The organism is Chryseobacterium sp. CFS2 (genome assembly GCF_036543225.1).
Lineage (GTDB): Bacteria > Bacteroidota > Bacteroidia > Flavobacteriales > Weeksellaceae > Chryseobacterium > Chryseobacterium culicis_A.
In genome coordinates, this window is record NZ_JAZHQU010000007.1 from 194348 (window position 1) to 214455 (window position 20108).

Below are 20108 nucleotides of genomic sequence, written 5' to 3' on the forward strand. Positions count from 1 at the left end.
AGCTTGTTTTATTTTTTCAGATTTTGGCTAAAAGCATTCTGATCCTGATTCGTTATATATCTATTTCCTTCGGCACATTGGTTATCATTTCTTTCCATGTCCTGAAAAGCCCATGCTGCCATAGCATCAATAACGGGAGCCAGTTCATTACCCGCTTCACTCAGTTTATAAGTCACATGAGGCGGCACTACAGGTTTTGCTGTCCTGATAATTAACCCGTCAGCTTCAAGCTGTTTTAGATGCTGGATGAGCATTTTTTCCGTTACGGCAGGAATTGCTTTTTTCAATTCGCTGTATCTTTTTTCTCCTGTGGAAAGATTAAACAGGATGATTGGCTTCCAGAATCCTCCAATTCTTTCCATAACATACATTACAGGACAATCCTGCACTGTTTTTTTATTCTCCTGAATGGTTGAACTTTCTTTGATCGCTGTCATATTTACATACTTTAGGGTAAGTACTTGTATAAAAGTAAGTACAAATATAACTTTGTTCTCAGAAATAAAAAAATATTTACATATGAAAATTATAATCACAGGATCACTGGGAAACGTGGCTAAACCATTAGCACAACAATTAATTGCCGAAGGGCATAATATTACAGTAGTAAGCAGCAGCGATGCCAGAAAACAGAATATTGAATCTCTGGGAGCAACGCCAGCTATAGGATCTATTACAGACGTCAATTTTTTAACGCAAACATTTGATGGAGCTGATGCTGTTTTTGTCATGACACCTCCTGCAATAAGCCCGGATAAGATTGTAGAAAACACGACCAATGCAGGAAAAAATTATGCTGAAGCTTTAAAAAATGCCAATGTAAAAAAAGCAGTAATGCTAAGCAGCGTAGGAGCAGAATCTCCGGTAGAAAATGGCCCTATTGCAGGTCTTCATAATATTGAAAAATTATATAATGAAGTGGAAAATACCTCTTTTACTTTTTTAAGAGCCGGATATTTTTATAATAATTTTTTCAATGATATTCCTTTAATTCAAAATGCAGGAATTATTGGAGGGAATTATCCTGCAGGTATTGAAGTGCCTGTGGTACATCCCAATGATATTGCCAAAGCAGCCGCTGAAGAACTGGTAAAAAACGGAAATACCAATACAATCAGATATATTGTAAGTGATGTAAGAAAAGCTTCTGATTTTGCGAAGGTTCTGGGAACTTCTGTTAATAAGCCTGAACTTCCATGGGTAGAATTCTCTGATGAAGATTCTTTAAACGGAATGCTTCAGGCAGGTTTACCGGAAGATATGGCCAAATTATATGTTGAAATGGGACGAGGAATAAGAACCGGTGTGGTACAAAAAGATTTTATTGATCATGGTTCTCCCGTAACAGGAAACACCAAGCTAGAAGATTTTGCGAAGGAGTTTTCTTCTAAATTCTAATTTCTTTTGTCTTTTCAAGATTGATAAAAATAGAATCGGCGCACCTTTGGTGCGCCGATTCTATTTTTTATATGACATCTTAAGTTTAAGATTATTTTTTCTCCTTCAGGGTTTCTTTTAAAACTTTCAATTTTCCGTCAATGGGCTGATCTATTTTTAATCCTAAAACCTTAGCAACCAAAGGATAAACATTGATATTGGCAAATTCGTCGATCACCAGATTATTTTTAAATTCCGGTCCCCATGCAAAGAAAGTAGCTTTCATTTCCGGAACTACTTTAGGATTGTAACCGTGCTTTCCAACAGAGGTTTTCTTTCCTTTTTCCAGGAAGATTTTAGGAGCTTTTGGAATCAGAAGAATCTGCCCTATTCTGTGGTACTGATCATCTCTTGTGGCAAAGTGCAGATATCTAGGCAGTTTTTTATCCAGATATACTTCGTAATCATCTGTTTTGTTAGCTTTCAGTTCTTTATAAACCGCTTTTACCTCTTCCGGATTTTTAACGTAAACTCTCAGTAAAGTCTGGGAATTGTAAATATCAAACCTGTTTTTATCCAAAAGAACAGCCGGAATTTCCAAAGGTGTACCTCCATCTACTTTGATCATTCCGTGGTCTGAAACAAAAATAAAGTTGACATTCTTTAATCCTAAATCATTTACTTTCTGAACAAGATCACCAATGGCCTGATCTATCAGATGAACAGCATTTTCCGTTTCTTTGGTGTCCGGACCATAATGATGCCCGCTTCCATCAACTTCCGGAAAATATAATGAAATAAAGTGAGGTCTTTTATCTTCCGGTAATTTCAGCCAGTTTACAACTTTTCCTACTTTTTCAGAAGGAGTAAATTTCTCGTGATACGGATAATAATAAGTAGGTCTTATTCCTCCTGCATCGCTGGCAGATCCCACCCACATTAAAGAAGCAGAGATCATTCCCTGTTTTTCAGCAAGTCCCCAAAGCGGAGTTCCTCCATACCAGCTTCCGTCCTCAGCATTTTTTTTGTTGCTCATTGCATAGCCTTCCTTTCTCTTGTAATCGTAGAAAAAGTTATCAATCAGGCCATGGTGAGAAGGATAAAGTCCGGTGATTAAACTCCAGTGATTGGGAAAAGTAATACTGGGATAGCTTGGAATCATTGCTTCAGCCCTTACACCTCCATTAGCCAGCTTCACAAGATTTTCAGCCTTGTATTTTTGGGCATAGTCATAACGGAAACCATCCGTAGAGATCATAATTACGTAAGGTTTTGCCTGGGCTTCCGTACTGTTTTGTCTTCCCGGTATAACAACCTGGGCTGTATCAATATTGACCTGTTGTGCAAAAGCTGTAAAGGAAATTAGCAGCAGTAAAAAATGGATTCCTCGCTTCATTATTTAAAAATTTTCGGCAAAGTTACATCCTATACTTCTCCCTGAAAAGTTTAAGAGATTAAAAGTATATTAAAACCTTCTTATTTTTTCTGAGTCAAAATTACTCCCTGTTAAATAGATCTTTTCATTTCAAATTGTGACAACCAATTGTTCAGTCCTATTTTTTCGCTAAGGAATTTACTGGTGTTTTCTGAGGAGTCATCTACATTATTCAAGGCTATTGTCTGTCCGTTATTTTTTTCTCTAATAGCATTAAAAAGCATTATCCCAATTCCACGGTTTCTATACTTCTTATCTACGGCAAACTGATATATTTTTTTTGCAGCAGGACCATAAACGATATATCCAGCCAGCTGATCTCCATCATAAGCTCCTAAAGTGATATAGTTTTCCGGCATTGGCTCTAATACGAATACAGATCCCTGCCAGGAAGGTTCAATATCCCAAAAAGAACATAACACATCCCATTGAAAGTCTTTGAGATCTTTTATCAATATTCCGGCATTTTCTTCTCCAGGCTTGATGTTTCCATTAAAGCAAAGCAGCCTTCTGACAATGCTGAATCCTAAGTTTTCATAGGCTCTGATTGCAGGCTGATTTCCTTCAATCACTTCAAGCAGTAATGTATTGGCATTTCTTTCTTTTAAAATGGGAATAATAAAATCATACATTTTTCTCACCAGCCCTTTCCCTCTGTTTTCCGGAACGACTCCTGTTCCGCCATTGTAAATAATCTTCTCCCCATTTTCCATTTTTTCAGCCTGAAGAATAAAGCCTACCAATTTTCCATTTTCAAATGATCCGGCAGAAAGATTCATATCCAATTTTTCGGCAGCTATTTTAGCAACAAGCACGTCTTTGGTTAAATGAAATGGGACTACATAATCAGAAAATGAATGGTTGAATACTGATAAAAGCTCATCAATTGTAATATTGGTTAAGGTTTTAAATTCCATAAATATTTAAAATTTATATAGTAATTACGCTTTGCTCTGTTGATTCAAATACCATTGAATGGCGTTACGTTCTTCTCTTTTTATAAATGGGTCTTTTTCCTGATTATAATCATTCCCGTCAAACCATTCTTTTTTACTCAATTCCTCTTTCAGTTTTTGATATTCTTCCTTTACCTCCGGATGAGTACGAAGATAATCCCTGAAAGCCAAATGGCGAAGCCAGTGTTCTGAAGAAGTTGGAATAACGTGAATATGAGCAATACGGAGATGATGATTGTGAATTCTCTCAGGAATTTCATCCTTTGAATAAATTACATCAGGAAATCCTAATGCATGGGCATTATCTATAAGTTTAATAAAGAAACGGCGATATGGCATATCTTGATTATACTTTTCGTAATAGACATAATCTTTTCCTTCCAGTAAAGGAGGAACTTTATCAAGTTCTTTTTCATCCTTTACCCCAATCATAATATCAATAATTGGTTTTGCAGATAAACCTTCCACAGATGTGCTGCCAATATGTTCAATTTCCGGATTCAAAAAACCGATACAGTTCTCGAGTTCTTTTTTGATGGTTTCAAACTGTTTTTTCCAGAAAGGATTATATTTTTCAAAAGTAACTTTCATAGGTATCCAGATATTACACAAATATAAAAATTTTCTCAGCAAACTCCCTAGAATTAATACTTAACAAAAAATGACACCTCTGAAAAATCAGAGGTATCATTGCTAAATATTTAGGTGTGCTTTTTCTAAAAATTATTCTTTAATCAGTTTTTCGTAAGATGTGGTTCCATCTTTAAGCTGAATTTCAAGATAATAACTTCCTGATTTAAGGTCTTCAATATTGATACTTTCACCCTCCGGTTGTACTGATTTTATCTTTCTTCCGGTTGCTTCATAGATATCAACACTTCTAATTTTATCAAAGTTTTTGAAGTTTACCGTTGATTTCGCAGGATTCGGGTAAAGATTTACCTTCTTGCTATTGGAAGCAATTTCGTTAGTAGATAAACTCGCTGCTGTCATGGTTAAAGAAGCATATCCTCTTCCTGCATCATGATATCCTAAAGAAGTTCCGGTACTTTTACGGGAATAAAAGATATTGATTGTTCCGGCAGCATTGGCAATAGCAAAATCTCCTGCCCCACCTGAAAGGGATCTTGTTGCCACTACAGTTCTTGTACTTCCGGAAATGGTATTGGAAGTTTCCGTCCAGTCCTGAGAAGCATCTGCATTAGGCGTTGTCATCCCAATAAATGTATAATCTCTGTTCGCCGATGTATTATAAATAAACCCGTCTGATCCTGGAGCCATTCCTACAGTTCCAAAACCTATTCCCAACATAGAGTTGCTGTCACCTGTTACCGTAATAGTTACTCCGGTTGGAGTCGTATCTAATTTCACCGTCATAGCTGTACTGGGTAGATTTACAACGCCTGACGAAAACTGTGCCCATGCAAAATTAGCAAGAGCTAAACTAAGTACTAGTAAAGTTTTTTTCATATCAATTTTTAAAAAGGTTAATAATTTCTTTGTTGTTGGTTTGCAATGCATATTCAAAAGGAGTCATTCCCATTGAATCTTTTTTTGTTTTATCTGCTTTATATCTAAGCAGCTGTTCTATCAGTTCTTTATTTCCGGATTTTACAGCCCAGAATAAAGGAGTGTATCCCGTAGCATCCGCAATATTGGGATCCGCTTTTTTCTTTAACAGGTGTTCTACCAGATCTTTGTTGTATTTAATAGCAAGACCGGCAAGTGCTGTTCCTTCACGGCTTTTGTAGTTGACATCTTTTACGTTATCAATCAGAAAATCTGCAACGCCTGTATTTCCTCTGTAACATGCTAAAATAAGGGGTGAAAATCCGTTCTCATTAGTTTGATTAATGATATCCGGATTTTGTTTCATCAACTCCTGAACTTCAGTTACGGTTCCGTTTCTGGCAATATCAAATATTGATTTTGCCTTTTCCTGGGCAGAGATCAATGAACTCAGGAATAGTCCAAATAGTAAGATTAGCGGTCTCATTGTTTCACCATTACGTAGTTGTATTCAATATTGACATTTTCGGCCACTTTCTTAGTCACCATTTTAGGAATCGTAACTTTATAATCAGCAGGTCTGGCCATAAATCCACCCTGCATATAGATTTTTCCGTCTTTTGCATATAGAGTGGCTGCTGAAGCAACCGCTTTGTCTACACCGTGAAAGTTTAACGTTCCCTGAACGGTATATTTCTGAGGACTTGCCGTAAGTTTTGTTTTATCAAAGTTGACTATTTTCCCTTTGAAAGTTGTTTTCGGATATTTTGCAGATTCTGCATAGCTTTCATTGAAATGCTCTTCCATTAATTTGGTTTTAAAATGAAAGTTTTTAACGGTAGAAACGGATGCCATTTCGCCGTTATCTGCGTTCAGAATCACAATATTATTGTCATCCTGGGCAAAAATATCATCAAACAAAGGAACCGAAGCTTCAAAAGTCACTTTTCCTGTTTTAGAACTGTATTTTTGTGCTGAAGCATACCCTGCAGAAAAGAGTAATACGCTTAATAATGCTAATTTTTTCATATCAATTTTTTTTAATTTTCATTTAATCCGTCAGCTTTCCACTTGATGAAAATATTGATCTGGGTAGCAGACAAAGATCCTCCCTGTGGCATTTTTCCGGGATCACCGTTAGGTCTTTGGATACGGTCCAGAATTCCGTCTATATTATTTTTGACCTGATCATAAGTAACTAAGGGTTTAAAGCTTCCTGCAGAATGACAGCCTATGCAGCTGTTATCCACAATGGGTTTTACATCTGCTGTATATTTTACCGGAGCAGTGATTGGTGTGTTGTCAGAAATCTCTTCATAAGTTCTGCTGTCACAAGCCATCAGTATGATTGCTGATGACAATATCAATAAGGATGTTAGCTTTTTCATATTAAAAAACTCTATAAAGATTAAACCCAAAGAAAATATGTCCCTTTCCCCATGCTCCTGTGGCATTGGTAAGATATCCGATATCTGAATTTATCTGGGAGTTTGTTAGTAAAAGCTGGAACACGTGTCCTCCTGTTTCTATATCCACCCCTAATGATAAAGGATTTTTATAAAAACTGTGATCGTCAAAATTCACAAAGTACTCTGCATTCAGAGAAACTCTTTTTGAGATTTTGTAGCGTCCTCCCAAACCTGCCAGAAACTGGTTTTTGTTTTCAATAGTAGGTTCGTAAAGATTTTTGTGAACGAAGGAAGGGGTAAGCTGTACGGAAAGCTTATCATTGAACCTTCTCGAGATTAATGCCTGTGTAAGATAAGAAAGCCTGTCATTGAATTTCAGGTGTGGATACGTATCTTTATCCAGTTCAGTATTGGCACCCATTACATTGTACCCCACAATATCCACCGGAAAGTTTTCACTTTGTTTTACCAGTCTGTATTTCACTGCTCCTTCAAACGTTTTCATATTCGTTTCTCTGGAAAGGCTTACAGATACTGCATCTGAGATGCCATAGATAACACCTAATTTGGTAGAAGCATGATCCAGACCAAAAAAGTCTTTAAATCCTGCGCTTATATCTCCAAATCTATGGGCAACGATAATGTACCATTCTTTTTTGGCAGCCAGTTTTGTAGATTGCCCTGTAACAATCTGAAGCGCTTTGAAGGCGGGTTGTGAGGTTTCTGTGTTGGTTTTCACCGTGTCAATATCTTTCAACAGATCTTCCTGTGCAAAGACAAGACCTGAAGAAAATACTGACAAAAATAAGAGAGTTTTTGTCATATACAATTTGAATTAAATTATGATATAACAAACTTATCGAGTTCTCAATTCAAAAATAGGTGATAAAAGTCACCACTCAAATTGTTTTTATCAATGATAGGAATAAACAATTCAAACAAATAAAATTAGATCATCCTAACATTTTCATTTACAGGAACTTTTATTCCTTCTTTGGTCTGAGCGATTTCACCTTCGCTTTCAATTTTTTTCAAAACTCTGCTCACAACTTCTCTTGAAGTTCCCAAACTGTTGGCAATTTCGCGATGGGTGATCTTAATAGGGTTGCTTCCTGTGGTTGAAATCTGTTGTTTAATATAATTCAGCACTCTCTTGTCAAGCCTGTGAAAAACGGCATCATTTACCATATTCATAACTTCTGAAAATCTGCGGTCATATTCATGATAAAACAGTTTATTGATTTCCGGAAATTTAATCAGCCATTCATGCATTATAGAAACAGGGATGAGAATAGCTTTTGAGTCTTCTTCTGCTACGGCATATACTCTGCTGATATAATCCGTCAAAATAGAAGAAAAGGTCATAAGGCAACTATCTTTAGGTTTAATATAATAGTAGATGAGTTCTCTTCCATCATTAAGGGTAAAAACCTTGATAGATCCTTTTATTAAGAAAGGGACAAACTTATTCTTCTGTCCTTCTCTTATGATTTCAGTTTTTGCTTTTATATCAATGGCAACAGCATGCTTTTCGAGCTCGGATAAAAAATCAGTGCCCAGAAAGCCAAATTTACTTACAGCGAACGAGTTATCAATCATATCTTATATTTTCTGCTTTTTCTTAAACAAAGATATAAAATTGCTATATCGTTACTATATATTTTTACCTTATTAAAGAAAATTAACAATTAAAAAGATTTTAATCTCCTTTACTTAGGGTGTAGAATAAAAAAATGCCCTGGAAAACCAGGGCATTCTTTATATTATTGTAAAAGAAATCTTACGCTTGAACGTTGTTTCCTCCTAATACGAAAGGCTCAACTTCTTTGATTTCTCCGAACTGCTGCTCGTAGTTAGCGATGTTCTGTTGAAGAGCGTTTAATACTCTTTTAGCGTGAAGTGGAGCAAGAATTACTCTTGATCTTACTTTAGCTTGCTGAACACCTGGCATCAACTGAATAAAGTCTACTACAAATTCAGATGGAGAGTGGTTTACTAAAGCTAGGTTAGCATAGATACCAGCAGCTACCATTTCGTTTAATTCGATGTTGATGTTTCCGTCTTGTGGATTTTGATTGTTGTCCATTGTTATAAATTATGTTTTTAAAATTCGAAATTTGAGATTGTGAAAATATAAAAATAATTTCAAATCCCAAATTTCAAATCATTAATTTTAGTTAAGGTCTTCGAATTCTTTCTTAGAACCAACAATAACGTTCTGGTATTCTTTAAGACCTGTACCTGCAGGGATTCTGTGTCCTACAATTACATTTTCTTTAAGACCTCCAAGATTATCTACCTTACCAGCAACTGCTGCTTCGTTAAGAACCTTAGTGGTTTCCTGGAACGATGCTGCAGACATGAATGACTTAGTCTGAAGGGCTGCTCTGGTAATACCTTGTAATACAGGTGTTGCTGTAGCAGGAAGAGCTTCTCTTACTTCTACCAAGTTTTGATCTTCACGTCTTAATTTAGAGTTTTCGTCTCTTAATTCTCTTGCGTTAATCATCTGACCTGGGCTGAATTCTTTAGAATCACCAGCATCTACAACTACTTTAAGACCGAATACTCTGTTGTTTTCTTCCAAGAAATCATACTTGTGCTCAAGAGCTCCTTCAAGGAACTGAGTATCACCTCCATCAACGATAGATACTTTCGTCATCATCTGTCTTACGATAATTTCGAAGTGCTTGTCGTCGATTTTTACCCCCTGTAGACGGTAAACTTCCTGAATTTCGTTTACTAAGTATTCCTGAACGGCAGTTGGACCTTTAATTCTTAAGATATCTTCTGGTGTAATAGAACCGTCAGAAAGTGGAGAACCTGCTCTTACGAAGTCATTCTCCTGAACAAGAATCTGGTTAGAAAGTTTTACCAAATAGATTTTTCTTTCTCCAGTTTTAGCCTCAACAATAAGTTCACGGTTACCTCTCTTGATTTTTCCGTAAGAAACTACCCCGTCGATTTCAGTAACAACCGCTGGGTTTGAAGGGTTTCTTGCTTCGAATAATTCGGTAACTCTCGGAAGACCTCCGGTGATATCCCCTGCTTTTGCAGATTTTCTTGGGATCTTGATTAAGACTTTACCCGCCTTAATTTTTTCACCATCGTTAACCATTAAGTGGGCTCCTACCGGTAAGTTGTAAGCTTTTTGCTCAATACCTTTAGAGTCTACCACTTTCAAGGTAGGTACGGCTTTCTTATTTCTAGATTCAGAGATTACTTTCTCTTCAAATCCTGTTTGTTCGTCAATTTCAAGCTGGAATGAAATACCCTGGATGATATCCTCGTATTCTACCTTACCTGAAGTTTCAGCAATGATAACCGCGTTATATGGATCCCATCTACAGATTGTATCTCCTTTCTTCACTTTATCACCTGGTTTCACAGATAATATAGATCCGTAAGGTACGTTAGCTACCATTAATGGAGTTCTTGACTCATTATCAGCAACTAATCTGAATTCTGTTGAACGAGAAACTACAACCTCAGCTGTATTACCGTTTTCATCTTCAGAAGTAATTGTTCTTACTTCGTCCATTTCAACGATACCATCTCTTCTTGCAACAATAGATGGGTTTTCTGATACGTTTCCGGCAGTACCCCCTTGGTGGAAAGTTCTCAACGTAAGCTGAGTACCTGGTTCCCCAATTGACTGTGCTGCAATTACACCTACCGCTTCACCCATGTGAATTACTTTACCTGTTGCCAGGTTTCTACCATAACATTTTGCACAGATACCTTTCTTAGCTTCACAAGTTAATGGTGAACGAACTTCAACAGCTTCTAATCCTGCTTCTTCAATTCTCTTAGCTAATTCTTCGATGATTACCTGATCTGCACTCGCAATAAGCTCGTCAGATTCCGGATCATAGATATTATGAAGGGATACTCTACCTAAGATTCTTTCAGAGATTCTTTCAACGATCTCGTCATTTTTCTTAAGTGCAGTAACTTCTGTACCTCTCAGCGTTCCACAGTCATCTTCTGTAACGATAACATCCTGTGCAACGTCTACCAATCTTCTCGTTAAGTAACCAGCATCGGCTGTCTTAAGAGCGGTATCCGCAAGACCCTTACGAGCACCGTGGGTAGAGATAAAGTACTCTAGAATCGAAAGACCTTCCTTAAAGTTTGCAAGGATCGGGTTTTCGATGATCTCCGCTCCGGTAGATCCGGCTTTCTGCGGTTTTGCCATCAAACCTCTCATCCCTGATAACTGACGGATCTGTTCTTTAGAACCCCTCGCTCCAGAGTCAAGCATCATGTATACAGAGTTAAATCCACCTTGGTCAACTTTCATTCTGCTCATGATCATTTCAGTTAATCCAGCGTTGGTATTTGTCCAAACGTCGATTACCTGGTTATAACGTTCTGTATCTGTAATTAGACCCATGTTATAGTTAGCTCTAATTTCGTCTACAGTTTCAATAGAAGTAGCAATCATCTGCTTTTTCTCAACAGGAACTACAATATCCCCTAGTGAGAAAGAAAGACCTCCTTTGAATGCATTTGAATACCCTAAGTCTTTCATTGCATCCAGGAACTTCACAGTTGTAGGGAAATCTGTATCAGCAAGAATCTTACCGATAACGTTTCTCAATGATTTCTTCGTAAGAAGTTCATTGATATATCCTACCTGCTTAGGTACAATCTGGTTGAATAGGATTCTACCTACAGAAGTTTCGATCAATCTTGTAACGATTTCACCATCTTCTTTGATAGGCAGTCTACATCTTACTTTAGCATTTAAAGATACTCTACCTTCAGCATAAGCGATTTCCGCTTCTTCAGGAGAATAGAATGCAAGACCTTCTCCTTTTACTTTCATCGTCTCAGTAGAGCTTAATTCTTTAGTCATGAAATAAAGACCAAGAACCATGTCCTGAGATGGTACTGTAATTGGAGAACCGTTTGCAGGGTTCAAGATGTTTTGAGAACCTAACATCAATAACTGAGCTTCAAGGATCGCTTCTGGTCCTAACGGCAAGTGTACTGCCATCTGGTCACCATCGAAATCGGCATTGAAGGCCGTAGTTACTAACGGGTGTAGCTGGATTGCTTTACCTTCGATCATCTTAGGTTGGAAAGCCTGAATACCCAATCTGTGAAGAGTAGGTGCTCTGTTCAATAGAACAGGGTGACCTTTCATCACGTTTTCAAGGATATCATAAACTACTGGTTCTTTTCTGTCGATAATTCTCTTTGCAGATTTTACTGTTTTTACAATACCTCTTTCAATTAGTTTTCTAATGATGAATGGTTTGTAAAGTTCAGCTGCCATATCTTTAGGAATACCACATTCGTGAAGCTGTAAGTTTGGACCTACAACAATTACCGAACGCGCAGAGTAGTCAACCCTTTTCCCTAGTAGGTTCTGACGGAAACGACCTTGCTTACCTTTCAATGAATCAGAAAGTGATTTCAATGGTCTGTTTGATTCAGATTTTACTGCAGAAGATTTTCTTGTGTTATCGAATAATGAATCTACTGATTCCTGAAGCATACGCTTCTCGTTTCTCAAGATTACTTCAGGAGCTTTGATCTCCAATAATCTTTTCAAACGGTTATTTCTGATAATAACTCTTCTATAAAGGTCATTCAAGTCAGAAGTTGCGAAACGTCCTCCATCCAATGGAACTAATGGTCTTAATTCTGGTGGGATAACAGGAAGTACACGCATGATCATCCACTCTGGTCTGTTGATCATTCTTGTATTAGCACCTCTTAATGCTTCTACAACGTTCAATCTTTTCAGCGCTTCAGTTCTTCTTTGTTTTGAACCTTCGTTGTGAGCTTTGTGTCTCAAGTCGAAAGACAATGCATCAAGATCAATTCTTTTTAATAGATCTTCAACAGCTTCAGCACCCATTCTGGCGATGAATTTGTTTGGATCAGAATCATCAAGATACTGGTTTTCTACAGGAAGAGTTTCCATGATATCAAGGTACTCTTCTTCTGTAAGGAATTCCATATTTTCAAAATCAGAACCGTCTAATTTTTTAGCAATACCCTGCTGAATCACTACATATCTTTCGTAGTAGATGATCATGTCTAATTTCTTAGAAGGAATTCCTAAAAGGTATCCGATTTTGTTTGGTAATGAACGGAAATACCAGATGTGTGCAATTGGAACTACAAGGTTGATGTGCCCGATTCTCTCTCTTCTTACTTTTTTCTCAGTAACTTCTACTCCACAACGGTCACACACAATCCCTTTGTAACGAATTCTCTTGTATTTACCACAAGCACATTCGTAATCCTTTACAGGACCAAAGATTTTCTCACAGAATAGCCCGTCTCTTTCAGGCTTGTGAGTTCTGTAGTTAATAGTTTCCGGCTTTAAAACCTCTCCTCTTGAGTCTTGCAAAATAGACTCTGGTGAAGCTAAACCGATGGTTATTTTATTAAATCTACTTGATTTATTTTTATTTGACATAATTTTTTTTAGATTTTAGATTTCAGATTTCAGATTTCAGACGAAATCATCATTCCAAATTCAAGGATTATAAAATTTTTAGAGTGCCATAGTCTGACATCTTGTGTCTGACATCTGATATCTTACTCCTCCAATCTTACGTCTAATCCAAGACCTTGTAACTCGTGAAGTAATACGTTGAATGATTCTGGAATACCTGGTTCAGGCATAGATTCACCTTTCGCAATTGCTTCATAAGTTTTTGCTCTACCAATCACGTCATCCGACTTCACAGTAAGGATCTCTCTCAGGATGTTAGATGCACCGAATGCTTCAAGTGCCCAAACCTCCATCTCTCCGAATCTCTGACCTCCGAACTGAGCTTTACCTCCTAACGGCTGCTGAGTAATCAATGAGTAAGGACCAATAGAACGTGCGTGCATCTTATCATCTACCATGTGTCCTAGTTTCAACATGTAAATGATACCTACTGTCGCAGCCTGAGTAAATCTTTCTCCGGTACCACCATCATAAAGGTGAGTGTGACCGAATTTAGGAAGACCTGCTTTCTCAGTATATTCAGTAATCTGATCAAGACTTGCTCCATCGAAGATTGGCGTAGCGAACTTCAATCCTAATTTTCTACCAGCCCATCCAAGAACGGTTTCGTAGATCTGACCGATGTTCATACGAGAAGGTACCCCTAGTGGATTCAATACGATATCTACTGGTGTTCCATCTTCCAGGAATGGCATATCTTCTTCACGAACGATTCTTGAAACGATACCTTTGTTACCGTGACGTCCTGCCATCTTATCTCCTACATTCAGTTTACGTTTCTTAGCGATGTAAACTTTAGCCAACTTCATGATCCCTGCCGGAAGCTCATCTCCGATTGAAATTGCAAATTTCTCACGGTTTTTAACTCCCTGGATGTCGTTATATTTGATTTTGTAATTGTGAATTAATTGTTTGATCAATTCATTCTTGTCAGCGTCAACTGTCCAGTCTGCACCGCTAACATTTACATAATCTTCAACTGAAGTTAATAACTTGTGAGTAAATTTCACACCTTTACCGATGATTTCTTCGTCAAGGTCATTTTGTACCCCTTGAGAAGTTTTACCGCTTACCAGTGTATTTAATTTTTCAATTAAAGTATTTCTCAACTCGTCAAATTTAGCCTTGTAAGTGTTTTCAATTTCTTCAAGTCTAAGTTTTTCTTCAGTTCTTTTCTTTTTGTCTTTAATGTTTCTAGAGAACAATTTCTTGTTGATAACAACTCCTCTTAATGAAGAGTCAGCTTTCAATGAAGCATCCTTCACATCACCAGCTTTATCACCGAAAATTGCTCTAAGAAGTTTTTCTTCAGGAGTCGGGTCAGATTCACCTTTTGGAGTAATTTTACCAATCATGATATCTCCAGGCTTCACTTCAGCACCGATTCTGATCATACCGTTCTCGTCAAGATCTTTAGTAGCTTCTTCAGATACGTTTGGAATATCTGCTGTAAGCTCTTCCATACCTAGTTTGGTATCACGAACTTCAAGAGAGTACTCATCTACGTGGATTGAAGTAAACCAGTCTTCACGTACAACTTTTTCGTTGATTACGATTGCATCCTCAAAGTTGTATCCTTTCCAAGGCATGAACGCTACCACTAAGTTTCTACCAAGAGCTAATTCTCCTTTTTCAGTAGCATAACCGTCGCAAAGTACCTGTCCTTTCTCCACTACATCACCTACTCTTACGTTTGGTCTTAGGGTAATGGTTGTACTCTGGTTAGTTTTTCTGAACTTAGTCAGTTTGTATGTTTTAGTAGCAGACTCAAATTGTACTAAATCTTCGTCTTCGCTTCTTTCGTATTTGATGGTAATCTTGTCAGCATCTACATACTCTACAGTACCTGTACCTTCAGCATTAATTAAGATTCTTGAATCTCTTGCAACTTGTTGCTCAAGCCCTGTACCCACGATTGGAGCCTGTGGCTTCAATAGAGGAACGGCCTGACGCATCATGTTAGATCCCATCAATGCACGGTTCGCATCATCATGTTCCAAGAATGGAATTAATGAAGCAGAAATACCAGAAATCTGGTTTGGTGCTACATCGATAAGGTTCACCTGAGCTGGTTCAACTACCGGGTAGTCACCATCTAATCTTGCAATAATTCTGTCTGTTAAGAAATCACCGTTATCGCTCAATTCAACGTTTGCCTGAGCAATTACCTTGTCTTCTTCGTCTTCTGCATTTAGATAGATAGGATCAGCGTTAAGATCAATCTTACCACCGTCTACTTTTCTATATGGAGTTTCAATGAAACCTAGGTTGTTGATTTTAGCATAGATCCCTAGAGATGAAATCAAACCGATGTTTGGTCCTTCCGGAGTTTCAATCGGACAAATTCTTCCGTAGTGAGTATGGTGAACGTCACGAACCTCGAAACCTGCTCTTTCTCTTGATAAACCACCAGGCCCTAGTGCAGATAATCTTCTCTTGTGAGTGATCTCTGATAGAGGGTTGGTTTGGTCCATGAACTGAGATAGCTGGTTGGTACCGAAGAATGAGTTGATTACAGATGTTAATGTCTTAGCATTTACAAGATCAAGCGGAGTAAAGATTTCATTATCTCTAACGTTCATTCTTTCCTTGATTGTTCTTGCAATTCTTGAAAGACCTACACCGAATTGTCCTGCCAATTGCTCACCAACAGTTTTAATTCTTCTGTTTGATAAGTGGTCAATATCATCCACATCCGTTTTTGAGTTTACTAACTCAATTAAGTGTCTTACGATTGCAATGATATCTTCCTTTGTAAGAACTTCAGTTGTAGTTGGGATGTTTAGACTTAACTTTTTGTTTAGTCTGTAACGTCCTACTTCACCTAAAGAGTATCTCTGCTCAGAGAAGAATAATTTTTCAATGATTCCTCTTGCCGTTTCCTCATCTGGTGGATCTGCGTTTCTTAACTGACGATAAATATACTCTACCGCTTCTTTTTCAGAGTTAGTAGGGTCTTTTTGTAATGTATTCTGAATGATTGAGAATTCATTGCTGTTTTCTTTGTGAATCAAGATAGATTTCACTCCAGCATCCAGGATAAGATCTAAGTGTTCTTTTTCAAGGATTGTTTCTCTATCCAAGATGATCTCGTTTCTTTCGATAGAAACTACTTCACCTGTATCTTCGTCTACGAAATCTTCGAACCAAGTGTTCAATACTCTCGCAGCCAATGTTCTCCCTTCCACTTTTTTAAGGGCAGCTTTAGAAACTTTCACTTCTTCAGCAAGGTCGAAGATTTGAAGGATATCTTTATCAGATTCGTATCCGATAGCTCTTAATAAAGTTGTTAATGGTAATTTTTTCTTACGGTCGATATACGCGTACATTACGCTGTTGATATCTGTTGTAAATTCCATCCAAGATCCTTTGAAAGGGATAATTCTTGAATAGTAAAGTTTGGTCCCGTTCGCGTGGTAAGTCTGTCCGAAGAATACACCAGGTGAACGGTGAAGCTGCGTAACGATAACTCTTTCAGCACCATTGATGATGAAAGACCCACTTGGCGTCATATAAGGAACCGGACCTAAATATACATCCTGAACCACAGTTTGGAAATCTTCGTGTTCCGGGTCAGTACAATACAATTTAAGTCTAGCTTTTAGAGGAACTGAATAAGTAAGTCCTCTTTCCACACACTCATCAATTGAATAACGTGGAGAATCTACCAGATAGTCTAAGAATTCTAATACGAATTGGTTTCTTGAATCCGTAATTGGGAAATTCTCTTGGAAAGTCTTGTAAAGAGCTTCTGTCTTTCTGGCTTCAGGAAGTGTATCAAGCTGGAAAAATTCTCTGAAAGACTCAATTTGGATATCCAAAAAGTCTGGAGTGATAATTTTTCCTTTCGCTGATGAGAAATTAATTCTCGGATTTCCTTGAGTTGTTGATTTTGTTTTACTCATAAAACTTTTAAGAAAGGGTTAAAAAATATTTTGATTCATTAAAAAATATCAGAAAAGAACAAGAAACAAGGTAAAAGCAAAAGGTAAAAGTGTTTTTGGCGCTCACGAAGGACCTTAGAACTCTTTTAACGCTGTACTTGGCTCTTTCTAACTGCAACACTGGTATATCTTTTCACAGCGTAATGCAAAATATTTTTATTACTTTTGAGGCTATATTACCGCAATATCTATACACACGAAATCCCCTTCATGTTTTACACAATGAAAGATTTGATTTTCAGTATTTTATAAATTTACAAACAATTTTTCGCGCCAAAAGAGGGGCAAAGATACAAAAAGTTATCCACAATAACAAATAAATCCTCTCATTTTGAGACTCTTAAAATAAGAGAGACTGCCCAAAATGAGCAGTCCCTCCACAACACAAGCTAATCTTATGATTATTTCACAATAACCTTATAAGATTTTATTTTCGATTTAGTTTCTATTTTTATCATATACAGCCCTGTTGGAAGTGAATAGGTATCAATACCAGTACCGGCATTGAATTTACCTGTCTTAACAACCTGACCCTGTGCTGAGAATAAAGTATACGTTCCTTCTTCCACTGATGTAATGCTAAGGGTTTCTCCTGCTTTTACAGGGTTTGGATATACTTTCACATCATTGGCAGCTTCAGTGATTTCAGCAGTAGTGATCTTAGCAGCGGTGTTGGACGCATTTTTCAGAAACGAAGCATAAGGTGAAAGTGGTGAGCCCGGAGATCCTCTTTTCACAAGATCTGTATCTACCACAGCCTGAATTCCGTCTTTATCTTTGTCGTTGATCGTAGAGATAAATCCTCCTCCTAACGTATCAAGGTTTGCTTTTCCGATCTGATAAAGGTCCGGATCTGAACCATTGGACGTAATATCCAGGAAGTCCGGTTTATCATCACCATCTGTATTTTTGATTGGATATTTCAGTACGCCTGAATCAGGTGACGTTTCCAGAATATCAGCAATTCCGTTTTTACCTACCGGAACATTCGCATCAATAACGCCGTTTCGATCTGCATCGATCTGATTGATTACAGATGTTGGAATTCCAGATTCAAATAAATCTAAGATACCATCATTATCGGAATCCAGATCAAGATAATTAGGAACAGAATCTCCTAATACTGGTGTCAAAAGGATATCTCCTTCGTTATCATCATCCTGAAACTTACCATTGTTATCAAAATCCTCTACCGCATCCGGAATTCCGTCATTATCAGAATCCAAATCACAGGCATCTACAATACCATCTCCATCTGTATCCAGTGCAGGAGATTTGTCATTTACTGCCGTACAGCCTTCTGCACAATCAGGAATTCCGTTTCCGTTATTATCTATGCTGTCATCTCCTCCCTGGCACTGATCAAAGCAGTTCGGAACACCATCATTATCATCATCTCTGCTCGCAAAAGCATTGTAGATATAATAATTTTGAGGAATACGAATCGCTGTTCCGCTATTGAACGTAATCTTGATACGGTTGAAAGGTTTTGTAGCCTTTCCTCCAACATAGAATTTATTTGAGTTGGTAGTGAAGAAGTTCCCGCTGATAAGGCTTCCCGAACTTGTAAAGGTATCAGTCAAAGTATTTCCGTTATACAATGTCACGGTGATATTTTCCAGAACACTTACTCCAAGAAGATTTCCTGCTTTTTCTACCGTAAATCCAGCCATTGTATTGACAGGAAGTATTGAATTACTGCTTACTGTTGCAAATGCAGAGAAAAGACTGAATATAGACGCTGCCGGAACAGTAGCTGTTGCATAATTGGATGGATTATTATCTACAATCGCTTCCGGATTGATCATTTTAGCTAAAATAAGACCAAGGAATCCCGGACCTGATGTCCATGCAGCACCTGTAACCAAATTCCCAGGTACAGCAGAACCGCTTGTCTGGATTTTATCATCACAATCACAGGAAACAGGTTCTTCAAAAGCATAATATACTTTCATCGCTCCTAAATTAAACCCTAGTGTTTGGGTAATTTTCAATCTTACTTCATTGAAAGGTTTAGTACTGGTTAATGTAACTTTCTGTTTTCCTGAACCATACCCCAACACTTTAATATTAATCAGGCCTCCTCCGTCAGACAGTTGTTTTGAATCCTGAAGCTGACCGAAAAGATACGTTTCTATGGTAATATTTTTTAAAAACTCAGCACTTAGGAGTTTTCCCTGATCATCAGGCTCTATTACAAAACCGGTTCTGTTCCCTGCAGGATATACCTGATTTTTATCGAGAACTCCCACTGAATAAGATCCTAGCAACCCTATCGGCAATACGATTGATCCATAAGAGTTTTTATATCCATCTCCAATTCTTTCTTTATTCTGAACATAAGAAAGCGGAGCCAGGAAACTGCTGCTTCCGGATACATTTCCATCAACACCACTTCCGGCAATAATGTCATCGCAAATACCATTATTATCCGTTGGCACTTTTGCAGGGTCAAATGCAAATGCATAATATACATTCATTGCGCTGAATACAGAAAGAACATTGGTTTGGTATAACCTCACTTCATCAAATTCTTTTGAAGTCTTGAAGTGCAGGAATATTCTGTTTTTGCTTCCCCCGAATGCAGGTACCGACAAAAGAGTACTGCTGGTGGTTGTTTCCTGAAGAACTCCATTTTTATAGGTACTGATCCTCAAAGAGCTCAAAAGATCCACCGTAATAAAACTTGTTCCCAGGTCTACATTGAATCCGGTAATATATCCCGCAGGATATGTTGTATTTTTATTTTTTACAGATATTCCGTTTCCACTTAACAGAGAAGCGAAATTTCCCATACTTACACTGTTATCAAGACTGGCATCTACTACAGGATTCATACTTCCGTTATAGCACGCAAGACAAATCCCTGAATTGTTGACAGGCTTTGCCTCTACACCCATTCCTCGGATTGGTTCATAGCCCTGCTGCGCAAACAGTACTGCCGACATCATCAATGTCATGAGCATCGCAGCTAGCTTTTCGAATAATTTTCTGGTCATT

Annotated in this window: 15 protein-coding genes; 1 reads left to right on the forward strand and 14 read right to left on the reverse strand. The window is 37.7% G+C overall.

The features are described 5' to 3' along the window. Positions 1-8 precede the first annotated feature (8 nt). Entirely contained in the window at positions 9-437 is a 429-nt protein-coding gene (locus tag ODR02_RS17245; RefSeq protein WP_079243251.1) for a winged helix-turn-helix transcriptional regulator, read from the reverse strand. An 82-nt stretch (positions 438-519) separates the two neighbouring features. On the opposite strand from ODR02_RS17245, the gene ODR02_RS17250 reads away from it, so the two are divergent. Continuing rightward, positions 520-1398, forward strand: coding sequence for an NAD(P)H-binding protein (locus ODR02_RS17250; RefSeq protein WP_309512902.1), 879 nt, complete (start codon positions 520-522; stop codon positions 1396-1398). 91 nt (positions 1399-1489) lie between these two features. Here ODR02_RS17250 and ODR02_RS17255 read toward each other — a convergent pair whose 3' ends face one another. The 13 genes from ODR02_RS17255 to ODR02_RS17315 form a co-directional block, all read right to left on the reverse strand. Continuing rightward, positions 1490-2773, reverse strand: a complete 1284-nt coding sequence (locus ODR02_RS17255; protein WP_309512903.1) for an alkaline phosphatase family protein — start codon at positions 2771-2773, stop codon at positions 1490-1492. Between the two features lie 110 nt (positions 2774-2883). After that, the gene (locus ODR02_RS17260; protein WP_309512904.1) at positions 2884-3729 is read right to left on the reverse strand and encodes a GNAT family N-acetyltransferase; all 846 of its coding nucleotides are present in this window, start codon (positions 3727-3729) and stop codon (positions 2884-2886) included. A gap of 24 nt (positions 3730-3753) precedes the next feature. Continuing rightward, the gene (locus tag ODR02_RS17265; RefSeq protein WP_309512905.1) at positions 3754-4359 is read right to left on the reverse strand and encodes a GrpB family protein; all 606 of its coding nucleotides are present in this window, start codon (positions 4357-4359) and stop codon (positions 3754-3756) included. 132 nt (positions 4360-4491) lie between these two features. Continuing rightward, a complete protein-coding gene (locus ODR02_RS17270) occupies positions 4492-5238 on the reverse strand; it encodes a T9SS type A sorting domain-containing protein (RefSeq protein ID WP_309512906.1) in 747 nt (248 codons plus the stop codon). Position 5239: 1 nt separating this feature from the next. Continuing rightward, positions 5240-5764 (reverse strand): ankyrin repeat domain-containing protein, encoded by a 525-nt coding sequence (locus ODR02_RS17275; protein WP_309512907.1) that lies wholly within the window; start codon positions 5762-5764, stop codon positions 5240-5242. Further along, positions 5761-6306, reverse strand: a complete 546-nt coding sequence (locus tag ODR02_RS17280; protein ID WP_209786954.1) for a YceI family protein — start codon at positions 6304-6306, stop codon at positions 5761-5763. Before ODR02_RS17280 ends, ODR02_RS17275 begins: the two co-directional genes overlap by 4 nt. A gap of 11 nt (positions 6307-6317) precedes the next feature. Then, positions 6318-6665, reverse strand: a complete 348-nt coding sequence (locus ODR02_RS17285; RefSeq protein WP_245169822.1) for a hypothetical protein — start codon at positions 6663-6665, stop codon at positions 6318-6320. Position 6666: 1 nt separating this feature from the next. After that, on the reverse strand, positions 6667-7509 hold the full coding sequence (locus ODR02_RS17290; RefSeq protein WP_309512908.1) for a DUF5777 family beta-barrel protein: 843 nt from the start codon (positions 7507-7509) through the stop codon (positions 6667-6669). A 125-nt stretch (positions 7510-7634) separates the two neighbouring features. Beyond that, entirely contained in the window at positions 7635-8285 is a 651-nt protein-coding gene (locus ODR02_RS17295; protein WP_209786951.1) for a Crp/Fnr family transcriptional regulator, read from the reverse strand. 181 nt (positions 8286-8466) lie between these two features. Continuing rightward, positions 8467-8772, reverse strand: coding sequence for a DUF3467 domain-containing protein (locus ODR02_RS17300; RefSeq protein ID WP_002976436.1), 306 nt, complete (start codon positions 8770-8772; stop codon positions 8467-8469). 87 nt (positions 8773-8859) lie between these two features. Next, complete coding sequence (gene rpoC, locus ODR02_RS17305; RefSeq protein ID WP_105681603.1) at positions 8860-13125, reverse strand: DNA-directed RNA polymerase subunit beta'; 4266 nt, start codon at positions 13123-13125, stop codon at positions 8860-8862. Positions 13126-13247: 122 nt separating this feature from the next. After that, the gene (gene rpoB / locus ODR02_RS17310) at positions 13248-17069 is read right to left on the reverse strand and encodes a DNA-directed RNA polymerase subunit beta (protein WP_105681604.1); all 3822 of its coding nucleotides are present in this window, start codon (positions 17067-17069) and stop codon (positions 13248-13250) included. A gap of 440 nt (positions 17070-17509) precedes the next feature. Then, positions 17510-20107 carry a T9SS type A sorting domain-containing protein gene (locus tag ODR02_RS17315; RefSeq protein ID WP_309512909.1) on the reverse strand — a complete coding sequence of 866 codons (2598 nt, stop codon included), beginning with the start codon at positions 20105-20107 and terminating at the stop codon, positions 17510-17512. Position 20108: the final 1 nt, after the last annotated feature.

Excerpts from the sequence above, each read along its gene's own strand:
- ODR02_RS17285 (WP_245169822.1), bottom strand. The coding sequence starts at position 6,665 with ATGAAAAAGCTAACATCCTTATTGATATTGTCATCAGCAATCATACTG.
- ODR02_RS17280 (WP_209786954.1), bottom strand. The coding sequence starts at position 6,306 with ATGAAAAAATTAGCATTATTAAGCGTATTACTCTTTTCTGCAGGGTAT.
- ODR02_RS17315 (WP_309512909.1), bottom strand. The coding sequence starts at position 20,107 with ATGACCAGAAAATTATTCGAAAAGCTAGCTGCGATGCTCATGACATTG.
- ODR02_RS17270 (WP_309512906.1), bottom strand. The coding sequence starts at position 5,238 with ATGAAAAAAACTTTACTAGTACTTAGTTTAGCTCTTGCTAATTTTGCA.
- ODR02_RS17290 (WP_309512908.1), bottom strand. The coding sequence starts at position 7,509 with ATGACAAAAACTCTCTTATTTTTGTCAGTATTTTCTTCAGGTCTTGTC.
- ODR02_RS17300 (WP_002976436.1), bottom strand. The coding sequence starts at position 8,772 with ATGGACAACAATCAAAATCCACAAGACGGAAACATCAACATCGAATTA.
- ODR02_RS17295 (WP_209786951.1), bottom strand. The coding sequence starts at position 8,285 with ATGATTGATAACTCGTTCGCTGTAAGTAAATTTGGCTTTCTGGGCACT.
- ODR02_RS17255 (WP_309512903.1), bottom strand. The coding sequence starts at position 2,773 with ATGAAGCGAGGAATCCATTTTTTACTGCTGCTAATTTCCTTTACAGCT.
- rpoC (WP_105681603.1), bottom strand. The coding sequence starts at position 13,125 with ATGTCAAATAAAAATAAATCAAGTAGATTTAATAAAATAACCATCGGT.
- ODR02_RS17260 (WP_309512904.1), bottom strand. The coding sequence starts at position 3,729 with ATGGAATTTAAAACCTTAACCAATATTACAATTGATGAGCTTTTATCA.
- ODR02_RS17245 (WP_079243251.1), bottom strand. The coding sequence starts at position 437 with ATGACAGCGATCAAAGAAAGTTCAACCATTCAGGAGAATAAAAAAACA.
- ODR02_RS17275 (WP_309512907.1), bottom strand. The coding sequence starts at position 5,764 with ATGAGACCGCTAATCTTACTATTTGGACTATTCCTGAGTTCATTGATC.
- rpoB (WP_105681604.1), bottom strand. The coding sequence starts at position 17,069 with ATGAGTAAAACAAAATCAACAACTCAAGGAAATCCGAGAATTAATTTC.
- ODR02_RS17265 (WP_309512905.1), bottom strand. The coding sequence starts at position 4,359 with ATGAAAGTTACTTTTGAAAAATATAATCCTTTCTGGAAAAAACAGTTT.
- ODR02_RS17250 (WP_309512902.1), top strand. The coding sequence starts at position 520 with ATGAAAATTATAATCACAGGATCACTGGGAAACGTGGCTAAACCATTA.